The organism is Tellurirhabdus rosea, from assembly GCF_026278345.1.
Taxonomy (GTDB): Bacteria; Bacteroidota; Bacteroidia; order Cytophagales; family Spirosomataceae; genus Tellurirhabdus; species Tellurirhabdus rosea.
In genome coordinates this window covers 3,600,242-3,616,437 of sequence record NZ_CP111085.1, presented here as the reverse complement: position 1 = coordinate 3,616,437, position 16,196 = coordinate 3,600,242, and the positions used below count along the sequence as shown (strand labels likewise).

The window sequence follows — 16,196 nt, the reverse complement described above, 5'->3', positions numbered from 1 at the left end:
ATGATGCGACCCGACCGATTCCTGTACAAAGCCATCCATTGGACCTACCGCCGGTTCCGCCGCTCCTTCGACCAGGTGTACACCCGCTGGCTCTTTTCGATTCATCAGGTGGACCTCGGACCTGGCCTCGATTGCCGGGGCATTCCGGACATCTACATTTCGCGGGGCGGAAAAATGAACGTCGGGAGTGGCCTGATTCTGAACAACGGGCGGTATCACAACATGGCGGGCCGGGAGCAGAACTGCCTTTTTGCCGTCTACGGCGGCGAACTGAGTATCGGCAACAACGTCGGCATGAGTTCCGTCGCCATCGTCTGTACCGACCGAATCGTCATCGGCGACAACGTCCGCATCGGCGGCAGCGCCTGCATCTACGACAGCGATTTTCACTCCCTGGACCCCGTCGAACGCGCGGCCCTGCCCGAAATTGTGGATCACGTGCAGACCAAACCGGTCATTTTGGAGAACGACTGCTTCATCGGCAACCACGTCACCATCCTCAAAGGCGTCCGGATTGGCGCGCGCTCGGTGGTGGGCTCTTCGTCGCTGGTCGCCCGCAGCATTCCGCCGGACGAAATCTGGGCGGGCAACCCGGCCCGGTTTATCCGCAAAATCGACGACGCGTTTCTGACGCAGCTAAAAAAGAACCAGGCCCGGGCGCTGGCGGAACTGTAACCGCCGCTGAAACCGAACGCACAACTGCTCTGCTTTATGCAACCAAAATCCGAATGGCCGGACTATCTGCTTGCTTACGGCCTCATTGCCGTCTCCGGCATAGAATATTTTTACGGAAGCCCGGAGTTCATGCTTATCTTCTTGCTGGTGGCCGTGGCCGTGGCCGTCTACCGGCGAACTCCGCTGACGGCCGCCCCGCTGGGCATCATCGCGACGGTGTTTCTGGTCGAACTGCTGCAGGCTTCCCTGTTCAACAACTTCGTGCCCATGTCGCTGATTACCATTCTGGTTCGCCTCTCGCTGGCGTATCTGGTGGTGCACGTCTGCGGCATCCGGCTTATTCACTACTACACACAGCTCCTTTACTGGTTTGCAATCATCAGCCTGCCGATTTACGGGCTGACCTTCTTTCCCGCGGTCGAACAGTTTCTGATTCAGAACGTGGCGAAACCCTTTTTCTCGTCGCCGTTCGGCACGCTGGAACCGTACGGGTTCAACCCCAACATGATTCTGTACACCTTCAATCCGCTGGCCGAAGAGAAGCTTTCCTTTGGCGTGCTGAAGCGTAATTCCGGGCCTTTCTGGGAACCGGGCGCTTTCGGCGTTTTCCTGAATCTGGCCCTGACGTTCAGCATCATGCAGGACAAGCGGCTGGCCACCCGCCGCAATGGGGTTCTGCTACTGACGCTGCTGACGACCATTTCGACGGCGGGCTACCTGACCCTCTTCGTCATTGCCATGGGGTACATCCTGACCAGTCCGGCGCTGAAACCGGCCGTCAAAGGCACCGTCCTGCTCATTCTGTTTCCGCTGTTTCTGACGCTCTACACCCAGACCCAGTTTCTCAGCGGCAAAGTAAAGCAGAACGTGAGCATGTCGACCGAAGACAGTTCATCCCGCTTCGGCAGCGCCTTTTTCGATCTGATGGACATTAGCCGGAGTCCGCTGATCGGCTTCGGGCGACTGGCCGAGAACCGTTTCGGGCAGGCCGCCCGCTCGGGCGATTTGAAGGTGATTCACCGCAACAACGGCATTACGTATCTGATGGTCACCTACGGGCTGCCGCTGTTTTTGGCTTATTTCACGCTGCTTTTTCTGTTTTTCAAACGATACACCCGCTGGGTCGAATACCGAAGTTCTTTCGGGCTCGTGGCGTTTCTGTCGCTGCTTTCCAGCGGCTTCTCGCAGGGCATTTTCGACCGGGCTTTTCTGCTGGCGCTGCTGTTTCTGGCCATACGCCTCAGACAGGCAAGCCAGCAGCCGGCACCCCGGGTCCGGACGGAATGGGTCTGAAACCGCAACGGGCCGATGGTCCGCCTGTTCTTCCGCTTTACCGGACCTTATTTCGCACTTTTTCAGGCAGAAACGCCCGATCCATGTGTCCAATTCCACTTTTTACCGTCTTAACAGGACTCGATGTCTTAACCACGAACTACCTCACTTATTAACCAGTCTTTTTGATTATGTGCGGCATAACAGGAATTATAAATTTCACCAAAAAACCTGTCCAGCAGGCTGAATTGACAGCCATGATGGAACGGCAGCGCCACCGGGGGCCCGATGACAGCGGAACATTTACGGAGAACGGCGTTGGGCTGGGCTTCGTCCGGCTGAGTATTCTGGACCTTTCGCCGGCCGGGCATCAGCCCATGTTGTCAGACGATGACCGGTACGTTATCATCTTCAACGGAGAAATTTATAATTACGTCGAAATCCGGCAGAAGCTGGCCGCCCACTACTCGTTTCGCTCGCAGACGGACACCGAAGTCCTGCTGAATGCCTACCGGCACTGGGGCGCCGACTGCCTGCACGAACTGAACGGCATGTTCGCCTTCGCCGTGTACGACCGCCATACCGGCAGTCTGTTTGCCGCCCGCGACCGGTACGGGGTCAAGCCCTTTTACTATCATCTGTCCGATAAACAGTTCGTTTTCTCCTCCGAGATTGCGCCGCTGTTCGAGCACCTGGGCCGGCAGAACGTCTCCCTAAGCCCAGATGATACGGTAGTTTACAATTACCTGCTCTACAGCCGGACCGACATCGACGGCAACACCTTCGTCCGGCAAATCAAGAAACTGGTCCACGGCCACTGCATCAGCGTTCGCGACGGCAACGTGCAGGTGTCGCGTTGGTATAATCTGGCCGACCGGCTTCAATCCGGCTGGCAGAGTCCAGAGGAGTATTACGACACGTTCCGGTCGTCGCTGTCGCTGCGGCTGCGGAGCGATGTGCCCGTTGGGATCTGCCTCAGCGGCGGGCTGGACTCGTCGTCGGTCGCTTCCACGCTCATTCACGGGTTGCAGAAAAGTGACTTTTATGCCTTCTCGGCCGTCTATGGAGCAGGGCTGCAGGGCGACGAAAGTCCGTTTATCAATGAATACAAGGACCAGCTTCCCAACCTGACCTACGTCCGGCCGACCGAACAGACCCTGCTGGAAGACTTCGACGGCCTGATGGACTGCCATTTCGAGCCGTTTGGCGGGCTGAGCATCTATTCGCAGTACAAAGTAATGAAAGATGCCTCGCGGCACGTGACGGTGCTCATGGACGGGCAGGGCGCCGACGAGCAACTGGCCGGATACACTTACTTTTTCGGCAGCTTTTTCCGGGAATTGCTGGCCCGGGGGAACTACGGAAAGCTGTGGCACGAATGGCGGGCGTATTACCGCAACCATCATTCGCTGAGCAGTCTGGCGTATCTGGCCTTTTACCTGGCACCGCGCTGGGCGCAGGAGGCCGCCACCTTCCGCAAACGGGCTTTTCTGAACATGAGTTTTTTTGAGCAACAGGCCAAAGCGTCTACCATCAACGACCAGTTGTTCAACCCCCGAAACCTGCGGGAAGCCCTGTTGCAGCATTTTGAAAGCAAACTGGAGCATAACCAGAAGTGGAACGACCTCAACAGCATGTACTTTTCGCTCGAAGCCCGCGAGCCGTTCCTGGATTTTCGGCTGGTGGAGAAAACGATCGGTTCCACGACGGACATGATCATGCGCGACGGCAACACCAAATGGATTCTGCGGGAAGCCATGCGCGGCAAACTTCCCGAAAAAATCCGCAAACGGCAGGATAAGGTCGGTTTTGACAATCCGGCTGACGAATGGATGCGGACCTCGCTGTTCCGGCAGAAAGCCGAAGCGGCGCTGGCCTCAGCCGCCTTCCGCGAATCGGGATACTTTAATCTCGGCGAATGCCGCAACCTGCTGCAACAGCATAATGAAGGCCGGATAAACATTGCGCGGGATATCTGGAAGTGGATTGAAATGGCGCATTTTCTGGAGCGATTTGAAACGAAAAAAACACAACCCGTTGTATTGCAGCCCTGAGCGGAAAGCCCGCCCTTAACGCCGTGATATGACCCACACGATTCTATGAAACTTTACCAAATCTGTCAGGAAGGTATCTGGGACACGTCCGTTCCGGGAATTCGGTTCAACGAACGGGGCGTCTCCAACTACGCCACGATTCAGCGCAAACTGTCGGAAGCATTTCCGCGGGGAGAACAGGGCGCCCAGGAGTGGGCCCGGATCGTGGAACGCATCCGCGCGTCGGCCCCCCAAAATGCCCGCTACGACTGCATCATCGGGGTCAGCGGCGGCACGGATAGCTCGTACCTGCTTCATATCGCCAAAGAATACGGGCTGCGTCCGCTGGCCGTCAATCTCGACAACGGCTGGAACTCCGATATTTCGGTGAAGAACATCCGGAAGATGGTCACAGCCCTGAACATCGACCTGGAAACGTACGTCATTGATTACGAGGAAATTAAAGACATCCTTCGCTCCTACCTGCTGGCCGGTCTGCCCTGGGCCGACGCCCCGACGGACTCCGCCATCAAGGCTGTCCTGTTCCAGATTGCCCGGAAGGAAGGCATCAAGTACATCCTGACCGGCACGGATTTTCGCTCGGAGGGCAAGCAGCCGACCGAATGGACCTATACCGACCTGAAGCAGATTCAGCATGTTCACAAACGCTTTGGGCGGCTGCCCATGAAAACGTACCCGATGCTGCCCGTCTGGAAACTGTTTTATCTCGGCTACGTGAAAGGCATCAAGCATATCGCTCCGTTCAACTACCTGCCGTACCAGAAAAATGAGGCCCAGGCGATGCTGAAGGAGAAATACGGCTGGGAATATTACGGCGGTCACCACCACGAGAACCTGTACACCAAGTTCGCCGTCGCCTACTGGCTTCCCCGCAAATTCGGCATCGACAAACGCCGGATTACGCTCTCGGCCCAGATCATGAGCGGCGAGATTACCCGCGACCAGGCGCTGGGCATGATCAACCAGCCGCCCTACGCCCTTGAACAGATGGAAGCCGACCGGGAGTACGTGATGAAGAAGCTGGATTTTACGCTCGAAGAGTTCCAGAAGCTCTGGCACGCCCCGAACAAGTCCTTTCTGGACTACCCTTCCTACTACCCGCTCATCCGGCGACTGGCTCGCCTCGCGGCTCCGGTGCTGAAGCTGGTTCTGTCCAGTAAGCCGAAGATTTTTTACGAAATGGAAGAGCGGGCGGCCTGATTCGACCTGGCGTGCTTCCGCCGCGAAATCCGCCAAATGAGAAAATCCCTTTTCGATGAACACACCAACGACTACCCTTACCGAAACGTTTCAACGCTGCCGCCGCTGTGTGCTCGACACCACGGTGGCCGATATCTGGTTTGATGCCGACGGTGTCTGTAAGTACTGCTACATCCATGAGGAAATGGAGCGGCTGCACCCGGAAGCGACCAGACAGCAGGAACTCCTCGGCTTTGTGGAGCGCATCAAACAGGACGGACGCGGCAAACCTTACGACTGCCTTGTGGGCGTCAGCGGCGGACGCGACAGCACGTATACCCTTTTGACAGCCAAAAAACTGGGTCTGCGCCCGCTGGCCGTGCATTTTGACAACGGCTGGAATTCCGATATCGCCGTTTCCAACATCCGCAAGGCCGTCTCGCGGCTCAACGTAGACCTGCATACGGTAGTGGCGGACTGGGAAGAGTTCAAGGATTTGCAGCGAGCCTTCCTGCTGGCTTCGGTACCCGATGCCGACATTCCGACGGACTACGCCATTTACTCGGTCCTCTACCACACGGCAGCCCGCGAAAATATCGGCTACATCCTCAACGGGCATTCGTTCCGGACGGAAGGTACTTCGCCCATCAGCTGGACCTACATGGACAGCCGGTATCTGCGGGATGTGCACCAGAAATTCGGTCGCGGCGTCATCCGGAGCTTCCCGGTCATGTCGCTGCGGAACCTGCTCTGGCGCAGTTTCGGGCAAGGAATCCGGGAAGTGCGGCTGCTGGCCTACCTGGATTACAACAAACGGCAGGTAGACGAGGTGCTGGCCCGGGAACTCGATTGGGTGTATTACGGCGGCCATCACCACGAAAACCTGTTCACGCGGTTCTTTCAGTCGTATCTGCTGCCGCAGAAGTTCAATATCGACAAGCGGAAACCAGAACTGTCGGCGCTGGTCCGCTCGGGGCAGATTTCCCGCGCAGAAGCCGTGATGGAGCTGGAGGCCAGCGCGTACGAATATGACCCGAGTGTGGTGGAGTACGCCATTGCCAAACTCGGCTGGACACCGGCCGAATGGGAAGAGGTTTTCCGGCAGCCCGCCCGGTCACATAAGGATTTCCGGACGTACCTGACCCTCATCCGACGCCTCCGGCAACCCATCCGGATGGCGTGCCGATTTCGCTTTTTACCGCATATCCTGTACCTGAAATACGCCAGTTAAACCGCTGTCCGTCAGCCTCAGGCAGTCTTGACGACCAGACCGATTCGTACTTTTATGATTACCATCATCGACTACGGCATGGGTAACCTCCGCTCCGTGCAGAACAAGTTCCGCCGACTGGGCGTCGACTGCCGGATCAGTGCCGACCCGAAGGAAATTTCCTCCGCCAAAGGGCTGATTCTGCCGGGCGTAGGTCACTATGGCCGGGCCATGGATAAATTACAGCACCTCGAGCTGCTCGATGTGCTGCGCGAACGGGTGCTGGGCGAGCAGACGCCGGTCATGGGCATCTGTCTGGGAATGCAGTTACTGACCAGCGGAAGCGAAGAAGGCGACGCGGCGGGACTGGGCTGGATTCCGGGTCATACCGTTCGGTTTCGGCTGCAGTCGGAGCCGGAGCGGAAAATACCGCATATCGGCTGGAACAGCGTCCGGGCGGCGAAAAGCCATCCCGTCCTCGACGGCCTGAAGACGGAGAAAGAAATGTTCTATTTCGTTCATTCCTACCATGTTGTCCCGGAAAATGAGACCGATACGCTGCACACTACTGTGTACGGCTACGAGTTTGTTTCCGCCATTCAGCGCGACCATATTTTTGGTTTTCAGTACCATCCGGAGAAAAGCCAGGATGCAGGCGTACAGATCTTCCGCAATTTCATCAACCTGGTAAACGCGCCCGCTTATGTATAGACCCCGTGTGATTCCGTGTCTGTTATTGCAGGGAAAAGGGCTGGTCAAGAGCGTCCAGTTCAAGAACCACCGCTACATCGGCGACCCGATCAATGCCGTCCGGCTGTTCAACGACCTGCGGGCCGACGAGCTCATTTTTCTGGACATCAACGCCACGACCGATAACCGAACCATCGACCCTGAACTGGTGCGGCAGATTGGCGACGAAACCAACATGCCGTTCACGGTGGGCGGCGGCATCCGGACGCTCCAAAGCATCGAAACGCTCATTAAAGCCGGGGCCGAACGGGTCTGCCTCAACTCGTACGCGCTCGAAAAACCAACCTTCGTGCAGGAAGCCTCCGACGAATTCGGAGCGTCGACCATCGTCGCCTGCCTCGATGTCAAACGGAATTTCTGGCGAAAAGAGACTGTCTGTACCCGGGCGGGTGCCCATTCGACGGGGCTGAACCCGGTGACCTGGGCGCGGCAGCTGGCCGATCTGGGTGTGGGCGAGATCGTCGTGCAGTCGATCGAACACGACGGCATGATGAACGGCTACCACCTTGACCTCGTCCGCACGATTTCCGAAGCGGTGCCGGTGCCCGTGGTGGCGCTGGGCGGCGGCGGCAGCTTCACCGATCTGAAGCGGGCCGTCACCGAGGGCAAGGCGTCTGCCGCCTCGGCGGGCAGTCTGTTTGTCTTTCACGGACCCAGGCGGGCGGTGCTGGTCAATTTTCCGACCGCCGATGAATTGCAGGAATTAGAACGGTAACCGCCTATGCGTGCCGCAAAACCACATACCCCATGAAAATTCTCATTGACCTCGGCCACCCCGGCCACGTTCACTATTTCCGCAACGCGGCCCGACTTCTTCAGGAGCGCGGCCACGACGTGCTGTTTACGGCCCGCGACCGGGATGTTATTTTCCGGCTCATGGATGCCTATAACCTGCCCTATTTTTCGCGCGGCGCGGGTGGGAAGGGCTTTCTGGGCAAGCTGCTGTACCTTTTCCAGGGCGATCTGGCGGTGGCGAAAGTGGCCTCCCGCTTCGGTGCCGACCTGTTCATGAGCTTCGGCTCGCCTTATGCGGCGCAGGCCTCCAAACTGCTCGGCAAACCGCACCTGGCCTTCGACGATACCGAACATGCCAAATACGAGCACGCCATGTACGTGCCCTTCACCGACACCATCGTGACCCCACGGGCCTACCGGAAGGACTTTGGCGGCAAACACCTCCGTTTTGACGGCTCCATTGAACTTTGCCACCTGGCTCCCCCCTACTTTCAGCCCGACGCGCGCGTGCTTCAGGAAGTCGGCCTGACCGAATCGGACCCGTTTGTGCTGCTGCGGTTTGTTTCATGGAGCGCCAGTCACGATGCCGGGCATTCGGGAATCCGCTACCAGCAGAAGATCGACCTGGTAGAACGGCTGCGGCCCCACGCCCGGATTCTGATCTCGTCGGAAGGAGAACTGCCCGCGGAACTGGAACCCTACCGCCTCAGCCTTCCCCCCCACCAACTTCACGACCTGATGGCTTTTGCGAGCCTGTACGTAGGCGAAGGAGGCACCACAGCCAACGAATGCGCCTTTCTGGGCGTCCCCAACCTGCTGATCAATAGCCTGCTCGGAGCGGAAACCTGCCCGGGTGTGAGTACGGAACTGAAAAACCTGGGTGTGCAGGAACATTTTACGGATTTTACCGGCGTACCCGAACGGGCCGTGGCACTGCTCACCCACGACGAACGGCCCCTCTGGCGTGCCCGCCGCGATGACATGCTGGCCCGGTCTACGGACGTGACGGCTCTGATGGTGTGGCTGGCCGAAAACTACCCGTTAAGCGCCGAGTCTCTCCGCAAAAACCCCGAACTCCTGCAACGCTTCCGGCTCGTTTCGAAGGCGGTTCAATAAACCACAGTCCTATCCAGATGCAAACGCTTTTTATACCAACTGCCGACCCGTCCGCCGCCCCGCCGTCTGAGTGGCCGGAAGCGCTGTCGGCGCTTGGATACGGCCCGGAGGATGGAGATGCGCTGCCCCCGCTGCTGCAAACCGGGGCGGGTTTTGCGGTCCTGCGGTCGGCGGATGAAGTTATTTCCGGAGCAAAAACTATCTTGACGCCGCTGCTGAACCGGGTCCCCGATCTGTTTCGGTACCTGCGGACCGCTTATCTGGCCCTTCCCCTGAACGGCCACCTGGTCGTCCGGCTCGAAACCAACGAACACCGGAAGGAACGGCTGCTGCGGTCGCTGCCCGCCGGTCTGAGCCATTTTCGCTACCTGCTCGACTTCCTGCTTCACCGGATGATGCCGCGGATTTATCCGGTCAAACTGATCTACCGACGGCTTTTTACGGCCACCCGGGCACTCTCGAAAGCCGAGGTGCTGGGCCGGTTGTATCATGCCGGATTTACGGTGGAACGGGTTTGCGAACAGAACAACCATCTGCTGGTGATTGCCCGAAAAGCGGTGGACAATCACGTTCCGCCGCCGCCCTCGTCGGAAGGGGTGCTCCTCCGCATGCGCCGCATTGGCTACGGCGGGCTTCCGTTCAATGTCTACAAACTGCGGACGATGCATCCGTATTCGGAACACCTGCAGGAGTACCTGATCCAGACCAGCGGACTGGAAGCGGGCGGCAAGTTCAAAGACGACTTCCGCATCAGCACCGTCGGGAAATTTTTGCGGAAATACTGGCTGGACGAGCTGCCCATGGCCATTAATCTGCTGAAAGGCGACCTGAAGCTCGTCGGTGTGCGGCCCCTCAGCGCCCACTACCTCAGCTTATATCCGGACGAATTAAAACAGGAGCGCGCCAAAACCCGACCGGGCCTGATTCCGCCTTATTACGCCGATCTGCCGGGCAGTTTTCCAGAAATTGTCGAGTCCGAACTGCGGTATCTGCGGGCTTACGCTGCCGCCCCGCTCCGTACCGATCTGCGGTACCTCTGGAAAGTGGTTTATAACATTTTCTGGAAACGAACACGCAGCAAATAAAAGCAATACCCTGATAATCAACCCATCTGACTTTACGCTATCCCTAATCAACACCGCTTATGCTTTTTAAAGGAAAACGACGAGTGCTGGTGCTCGCGCCGCATACCGACGACGGAGAATTTGGCTGCGGCGCCACTATTGCCAAACTGATCAAAGAAGGTTCAGACGTGTTTTATGCCGCTTTTTCGGCCTGCGAACAGTCCGTATTGCCCGAGTTTCCGAAGGACATTCTGGTGACGGAGGTCAAGGCGGCCACCAAAGAACTGGGCATCCCGCCCGAAAACCTGTTTTTGTTCGACTTTCAGGTGCGTACGTTCAACTTCCATCGGCAGTGCATTTTAGACCGGCTGATTGAACTCCGCAAACAGATTCAGCCGGACACCGTCTTCATGCCCGCGCTGGCGGACCTCCACCAGGACCACCAGACCATTGCCCAGGAAGGTCTGCGGGCGTTTAAGTTCTGCTCGATCCTGAGCTACGAAATGCCCTGGAACAACCTGAATTTCAACACCTCCTGTTTTGTACACCTCACCGAGGAGCACGTGGCGACCAAGGTTGCGGCGCTGGCGCAGTACCGTTCGCAGCAGCACCGGCCCTATGCCAACGAGGAATTTATCCGCGCGATGGCACGCATGCGGGGCGTTCAGATCAATACGCAGTACGCCGAAACGTTCGAAACGGTTCGCTGGATTTTATCCTGATTTCAACCCAAAGCCATTATGCTTACGATCAAAGACATACTCGACAAAACGCCTCATCTCCAGTTTGCGGGCAACCCCGGAAGTGCCGTTGAAAAAGTGGAGGAACTCCGCCATTTCAGCGGTTCGCCGACCTCGCTGCTCTGGTGCAACAGCAAAAATCTGCCCCGCCTGAAAACGGTGGAAGCCGGAATCATCATCTGTCCCAAAGGTGTGCTCGACCTCGGACTCAATCCGGCCTGTCATTACATCATGGTCGAAAATCCCCGGCAGGCTTTTCAGCAGGTCGTCGCCACGTTTTTTGCGCCGCCCCGAAAAACCGGCATCTGCAGTACGGCCGCCATCGACCCGAGTGCCCGCATCGGCAAAAACGTTTTCATCGGGCATCAGGTCGTTATCGAAGAAAATGTGGTGATCGGCGACAACACCTTTATCGGCCATCATACCGTGATTTCGGCCGGTACCGTGATCGAGAATGACGTGTACATCGGGGCCAACAACACCATCGGCGGCATCGGTTTCGGGTACGAGAAGGACGAAAACGGCCAGTACGCCCGCATTCCGCATATCGGCAACGTCGTCATCCGGCAGAAGGTCGAAATCGACAACAACACCTGCATCGACCGGGCGGTCATCGGCAGCACGATTATCGAAGAAAACGTCAAGATCGGCAACCTGGTCCACATTTCACACGGCGTTGTGATCGGCCGAAACAGTCTGGTGATTGCCAACAGCATGCTCGGCGGCAGCATCACGCTGGGCGAAAACGTCTGGGTAGCGCCCTCGGCCAATATCCTGAACGGGCTGGAAATCGGTGCCAACTCCCTGATCGGCATGGGCGCCGTCGTGACGAAAAATGTAGAGGAAAAATCCGTCATGGCGGGTAATCCGGCCCGGTCCATTCGCAAAATGGCCTGACGATCCATAACATAACCCTTTGTTTTTTAACCGATCATGAATCCCAGTCCTGCTGATTTTACCGTAAAGATTTACCGGCTGCTGCTTCGCGCCCTGATGGATGGGTCGTATGCGTTTCAGACGTTTGACGAATTTATCCAAACTCCCGCTGAGCGGTCGGTTGTCCTGCGGCACGACGTGGACCTGATGCCGCGGAACTCCCTGGCGTTCGCCCGAATCCAGCACGCGCTCGGTATTCGGGGCGTCTACTATTTCCGGGCGGTGCCGGAGAGCTGGGACGAGCGAATCATCCGGGAAATTGCGGCGCTGGGCCACGAGATCGGCTATCATTACGAATGCCTGACCACCTGCAGGGGCAACCTGGAGCGGGCTATCGAAGATTTTGGTAAAAACCTGACCGCCCTCCGGCAACTGGCCCCGGTTTCGACGGTCTGCATGCACGGCAGTCCGATGTCTCCCTACGACTCCAAAGACCTTTGGAAAACTTATGCCTACGCTGATTTCGGCATTATCGCCGAGCCGTACTTCGATGTTGATTTTCAGAAAGTTGCGTACTTTACCGACACGGGCCGCCGCTGGGACAATGGCGGCGTGAGCGTCCGGGATAAAGTCAACGCCTCCTTCGTCCATAACTTCCGGACTACCCACGACATCATTGCGGCCCTCCGGCAGAACAGCCTGCCCAGGCAGATCATGTTCAATTTTCACCCGCAGCGCTGGAACGACAACCTGCTGCTCTGGACCCGGGAACTGGTGCTGCAACGGGCAAAAAATGAAGTCAAGCGCTACTTTTTCGTCAAAAAATAAGGTTGTCGGCATGAACAGAGACGTGACCAGATTCAGGATTACAGGCTCTCGATGAAGCACGTGCCGCCGGGGAACGCCAGAGGACGCTCCTACCCTAACTTGTCCCGCATGATTTTTGCCAAATTGATGCCCCTATCTTGGTTGCTCCTGAAATTACTTTTGGTGACGTGCGCTGCTCCGGAGCAGCGCACGACTGCCCCTACTGCCCGGCCGGCAGCACCGCCAGAGGCTTCTCCGTTTGTGAGTGCGCCCCGGCTGGAACCGGACCACTGGGTTGACTTCGAGCAGTTTGAACCCGCCGGCGACGGCCTCACGGACGATGCCCCGCGGCTGGCCCAGGCCCTCCGGCGATGCCAGGAAACGCAGGCCGGTCTGCTCATCGACCCCGAAAAAACGTATTATCTGGGTACGCCTATTGACCACCATTTTACCGGTGTGCTTTCCATCAAATCGGCCAAAGCTGGTAAACAGGCCACTTTTGTCCTGCCCGACCAGACACTGATGCCGCTCCGCTTCGCGGCGGTGGACGGGCCTCTGCAAACAGCGCCCGCCGCGGAGATCCGCCCCGGTGATTCGACACTGGTGCTGGTCAATACGGAAGGACTGGTTCCCGGAGACCTGATCCATATCCAGTCGGACGAAGTATGGCCGGTGGAACGGCTCGCCAGAAAAGGCGAATACAATGTGGTCGTCGGCGTTAGCGACACGACGGTTACGCTGCGTCATCCGTGCCAGTATGCTTATGCCCGTACCGAAAAAGTCGTCGTGACTCACGCCCGGTCGGCCACCCTGAACCTGATCGACCTTGCGTTTCACGTCCGCGATTCCGGCGATCATTCCACCGTGGCCGTGGCGGTTTATCACGTACAGCGGGGCCTAATGGATCATGTCCACCTGCGCGATGCCCAGTATGCGGGTACGGAGTGGTTTGGCTGCTACGAGTCCGAGTTCCGGAACTGCCTGCTCGAAAACGCCAATGAACAGGGACAGGGCTACGGCATTGCCCTGATTGGCGGGCTGTACGCCAATGTGCACCACAACACGGCTAAAGGCTGCCGAAAACTCTGTGATTTCTCCGGCGACAACCAGCGCGGCCCAAGCCGAATTGGTCAGGCCCTTGGCAATACGGCTTACGGAGAAGGCATCAACAGCCAGGGCAACGACCTGTTTACGGTGCAATCGTTCTGCATTGCCACGCATGGGGCCGCCGACGGCATACTTATTCAGGGAAACACCGCCATCCATTGCCAGACGGCCTTCCAGTTGCGGGGCATCAACGTCACCCTCGACAGCAATCGGGTACTCGGGCGCTGCATCACGCCCATCGCGCTCGTGGCGGGCCGTGACCATACCGTGACGCGCAACGTGTACCACAGCCAGTTGGGTGAGCTTTCGCCCGCGGACCGCGAAACGGCTGATTGGCAGCGATACCCACGGGGCGTCATCGGCCTTGGACCGGACCTGCTGCCAACCGGTCGGCTCATCATTCGGGACAATCGCTTTGATTTTGTCCGGAACTACGGCATCTACGGCCAGAATCTCCACCAGGCCTGCCTGATTGAAAACAACCACTTCGACCTCAATCTGCTGGGGGATGCCGATCCCGAGCCGGTCCTGGTGTTTCTTGATGGTCAGGCGGCACCGCTAACCGATTTTCACATGCGGAACAACACCTGGACCCTCAGCGGCCGATCCGGTGCGGCCCTGGACTACCAGAGTGTTGTCCGCGGCAAAACCCCGCCTGCTCTGGCCCCAAAGGTCATCGACTGGCCGACCTGTGAATTGCAGGGTGTGCGCGGTTCAGACTTTCTCGTTTTTAAAACCAGACTCCGTTCTCCTGTAGTGGACAAACGAATTGGCCTGAAAATCGACAAGACCGGCTCGGAGGTGCGGGTCAGCGGTACCCTTTTTTTCCAGTTCCAGTGGTCGGACACGCCGCTGCTGGAAGGCTTTCCTCCTTCCAGCAGCGGCCAGAACGTTCCCTTCACGTACCGGGTGGATCGCCAGCCCGGCAGTCTGCAGGCGATGTTGAAGGGCAGCACCGGCCAGTTGCAGTTGGGCGCGCAGGCCGGGTCGCTGGGCTCGTCTTTTGCGGGCGGCGTCCCGTTTCAGGCGGTGCTGGATTTCGGGTACCAGACCAACTAAACGCCGCTCCGGCGCTGGCGGCTTAGGCGCCGGTGGCCGGACGGGCTTCGGGTTTCAGCGTGTACGTCATCATGCGCTGGTCAAAATCCGTCGGCTTCCGCTCGACCGCTTCTTCCAGCCCGTACGCGATTTTGAGCTTTAGATTCAGCGCCCGGATGACCTCCGAGCGAATACGGCGCTGGTTATCCGGCGATTTGTCGGCAATGCCCAGCGCCTGAATCAGTTGCTCGCTGGTCAGGCCTCCCTCCGCGGCGGCCAGAGCTTCATACAGACGGCGTTCAACGGGAGTCAGCGAGGTGGGCGACAGCCCGACCTCCGGCTCAGGCCGTTGACTATCAGCAGGAATGATTTCTGCCGGTGTCGAAAGTTGCGGTTTATCTTCTTTTCTCCGCAAAATTGAAAACCCGGTCAGTCCGGCGATCACGAGTCCCGCCGTCATGCCGACATACAGCCAGTTGGACAGCGGTTTTGACTCCGGTTCGTAGAACGGGCCGATGGGCTGGGCCTCACGCCAGAGGCGGGCAAGGGGCAGTTTGAGTTTATGGGCCAGCGTATGGTCTACGTCGAGGTCCCGATCGTAGTGGTACAGCGTATCATTCAGGCAGTAGGAGCGGTACAGATTTTCGTGGGTAATTCCGGGGGCGTGGTTCAGCAACCGCTGGGCGTCTTCCCATAACCGACACTCATTGGTGACCGGGTTGACCATGATGAACTGATTGCCGGGAGCCTTGTCGTAGCCCAGCAAAAGGTACGTACCGGACCAGAACACCGAAACCGGCCGGTTTTCCGGAGAACATAGCTTCAGAACGCTCGCCGTCACCTGCCCCAGTTTCTGCCAGCGTCTTTCCCGAAAATGAAACGTCCACACGGCAGGATCCCGGTCGCTGGCGCCCCCGTTCTCGGCATCATTATGATAGATGTTGAGGGTTGAAAAATACTGATCACTGGCGGGCAGGTAGCCATTCAGTCCGCTGTTGATGGCCGCCGGTCCGGTCGTTCGCGGCACGATGCTCTCCCATTCACCTTTATCGGCCTTGTAAAAGGTAAGCAGGTTGTTGGTCCGCCAGAAGCCGTAGCCGCCGAAGCTGTAGAGCGTGTCGCGCCGAAGAAACCGGGAGGCGTGGCAGTTGAAGCCGCGAAAGAAAGTGTGGTCCTGTCGGGTCAGCGTCCGGGTTTTCCAGTCAAAACGGTAGACCTGGCCGGTGCAGTCCACCAGTAGCAGGGTCTCTTTCGGGCTTATTCCGGGAAACCGAATCATGCGGGTAACGGCCGGGAAATCCGCTTCTACCACGCCCACGCAGGTAACCTTCCCCACGATTTCCCATTTCCCGGTCATCGTTTCCCGCTCCAGTTGTTTCTGACGGGTATCCAGTCGAAAAAGCCGCCCGTCGGGGTTATCGGGCCAGATCAGGTAAGCGGCGCGGACGGGCCTGAGAGCGGCCATCCAGCAGAGAAGCAACAGAAAGCCAGCACGAAACACGTTTCGCTTCATGGGAGGACTCGTACAATAACGGTTTAGGAAAAGTCTAAGGTACGTATAGAGGTCTTGAGA

At 58.0% G+C, this 16,196-nt stretch carries 14 protein-coding genes; 13 read left to right on the top strand and 1 reads right to left on the bottom strand.

Annotated features, from left to right (window positions below; translation table 11 throughout):
* From ORG26_RS15310 to ORG26_RS15250, 13 genes are all read left to right on the top strand, one after another.
* Positions 1 to 675: an acyltransferase gene (locus tag ORG26_RS15310; RefSeq protein WP_266363232.1), complete on the top strand. Its 675-nt coding sequence runs from the start codon at positions 1 to 3 to the stop codon at positions 673 to 675.
* Positions 676 to 711: 36 nt separating this feature from the next.
* Entirely contained in the window at positions 712 to 1,968 is a 1,257-nt protein-coding gene (locus tag ORG26_RS15305; RefSeq protein WP_266363230.1) for a hypothetical protein, read from the top strand.
* Between the two features lie 170 nt (positions 1,969 to 2,138).
* On the top strand, positions 2,139 to 4,001 hold the full coding sequence (asnB, locus tag ORG26_RS15300; protein WP_266363228.1) for an asparagine synthase (glutamine-hydrolyzing): 1,863 nt from the start codon (positions 2,139 to 2,141) through the stop codon (positions 3,999 to 4,001).
* Positions 4,002 to 4,046: 45 nt separating this feature from the next.
* Positions 4,047 to 5,201, top strand: a complete 1,155-nt coding sequence (locus ORG26_RS15295) for an N-acetyl sugar amidotransferase (protein ID WP_266363226.1) — start codon at positions 4,047 to 4,049, stop codon at positions 5,199 to 5,201.
* Positions 5,202 to 5,256: 55 nt separating this feature from the next.
* Positions 5,257 to 6,411, top strand: a complete 1,155-nt coding sequence (locus tag ORG26_RS15290; protein WP_266363224.1) for an N-acetyl sugar amidotransferase — start codon at positions 5,257 to 5,259, stop codon at positions 6,409 to 6,411.
* A 54-nt stretch (positions 6,412 to 6,465) separates the two neighbouring features.
* On the top strand, positions 6,466 to 7,101 hold the full coding sequence (gene hisH / locus ORG26_RS15285; protein WP_266363222.1) for an imidazole glycerol phosphate synthase subunit HisH: 636 nt from the start codon (positions 6,466 to 6,468) through the stop codon (positions 7,099 to 7,101).
* Positions 7,094 to 7,855, top strand: a complete 762-nt coding sequence (locus ORG26_RS15280) for an AglZ/HisF2 family acetamidino modification protein (protein ID WP_266363220.1) — start codon at positions 7,094 to 7,096, stop codon at positions 7,853 to 7,855. The genes hisH and ORG26_RS15280 overlap by 8 nt, the downstream gene beginning before the upstream one ends.
* Before the next feature lie 32 nt (positions 7,856 to 7,887).
* Positions 7,888 to 8,991: a DUF354 domain-containing protein gene (locus ORG26_RS15275; RefSeq protein ID WP_266363218.1), complete on the top strand. Its 1,104-nt coding sequence runs from the start codon at positions 7,888 to 7,890 to the stop codon at positions 8,989 to 8,991.
* A 17-nt stretch (positions 8,992 to 9,008) separates the two neighbouring features.
* Complete coding sequence (locus ORG26_RS15270) at positions 9,009 to 10,076, top strand: sugar transferase (protein ID WP_266363217.1); 1,068 nt, start codon at positions 9,009 to 9,011, stop codon at positions 10,074 to 10,076.
* 59 nt (positions 10,077 to 10,135) lie between these two features.
* Positions 10,136 to 10,777 (top strand): PIG-L deacetylase family protein, encoded by a 642-nt coding sequence (locus tag ORG26_RS15265; RefSeq protein ID WP_266363215.1) that lies wholly within the window; start codon positions 10,136 to 10,138, stop codon positions 10,775 to 10,777.
* 18 nt (positions 10,778 to 10,795) lie between these two features.
* A complete protein-coding gene (locus ORG26_RS15260) occupies positions 10,796 to 11,692 on the top strand; it encodes a DapH/DapD/GlmU-related protein (protein WP_266363213.1) in 897 nt (298 codons plus the stop codon).
* 36 nt (positions 11,693 to 11,728) lie between these two features.
* A complete protein-coding gene (locus ORG26_RS15255; RefSeq protein WP_266363211.1) occupies positions 11,729 to 12,499 on the top strand; it encodes a polysaccharide deacetylase family protein in 771 nt (256 codons plus the stop codon).
* 240 nt (positions 12,500 to 12,739) lie between these two features.
* Positions 12,740 to 14,644, top strand: a complete 1,905-nt coding sequence (locus ORG26_RS15250) for a right-handed parallel beta-helix repeat-containing protein (protein WP_266363209.1) — start codon at positions 12,740 to 12,742, stop codon at positions 14,642 to 14,644.
* 22 nt (positions 14,645 to 14,666) lie between these two features.
* Here ORG26_RS15250 and ORG26_RS15245 read toward each other — a convergent pair whose 3' ends face one another.
* A complete protein-coding gene (locus ORG26_RS15245; RefSeq protein ID WP_266363207.1) occupies positions 14,667 to 16,136 on the bottom strand; it encodes a hypothetical protein in 1,470 nt (489 codons plus the stop codon).
* Positions 16,137 to 16,196: the final 60 nt, after the last annotated feature.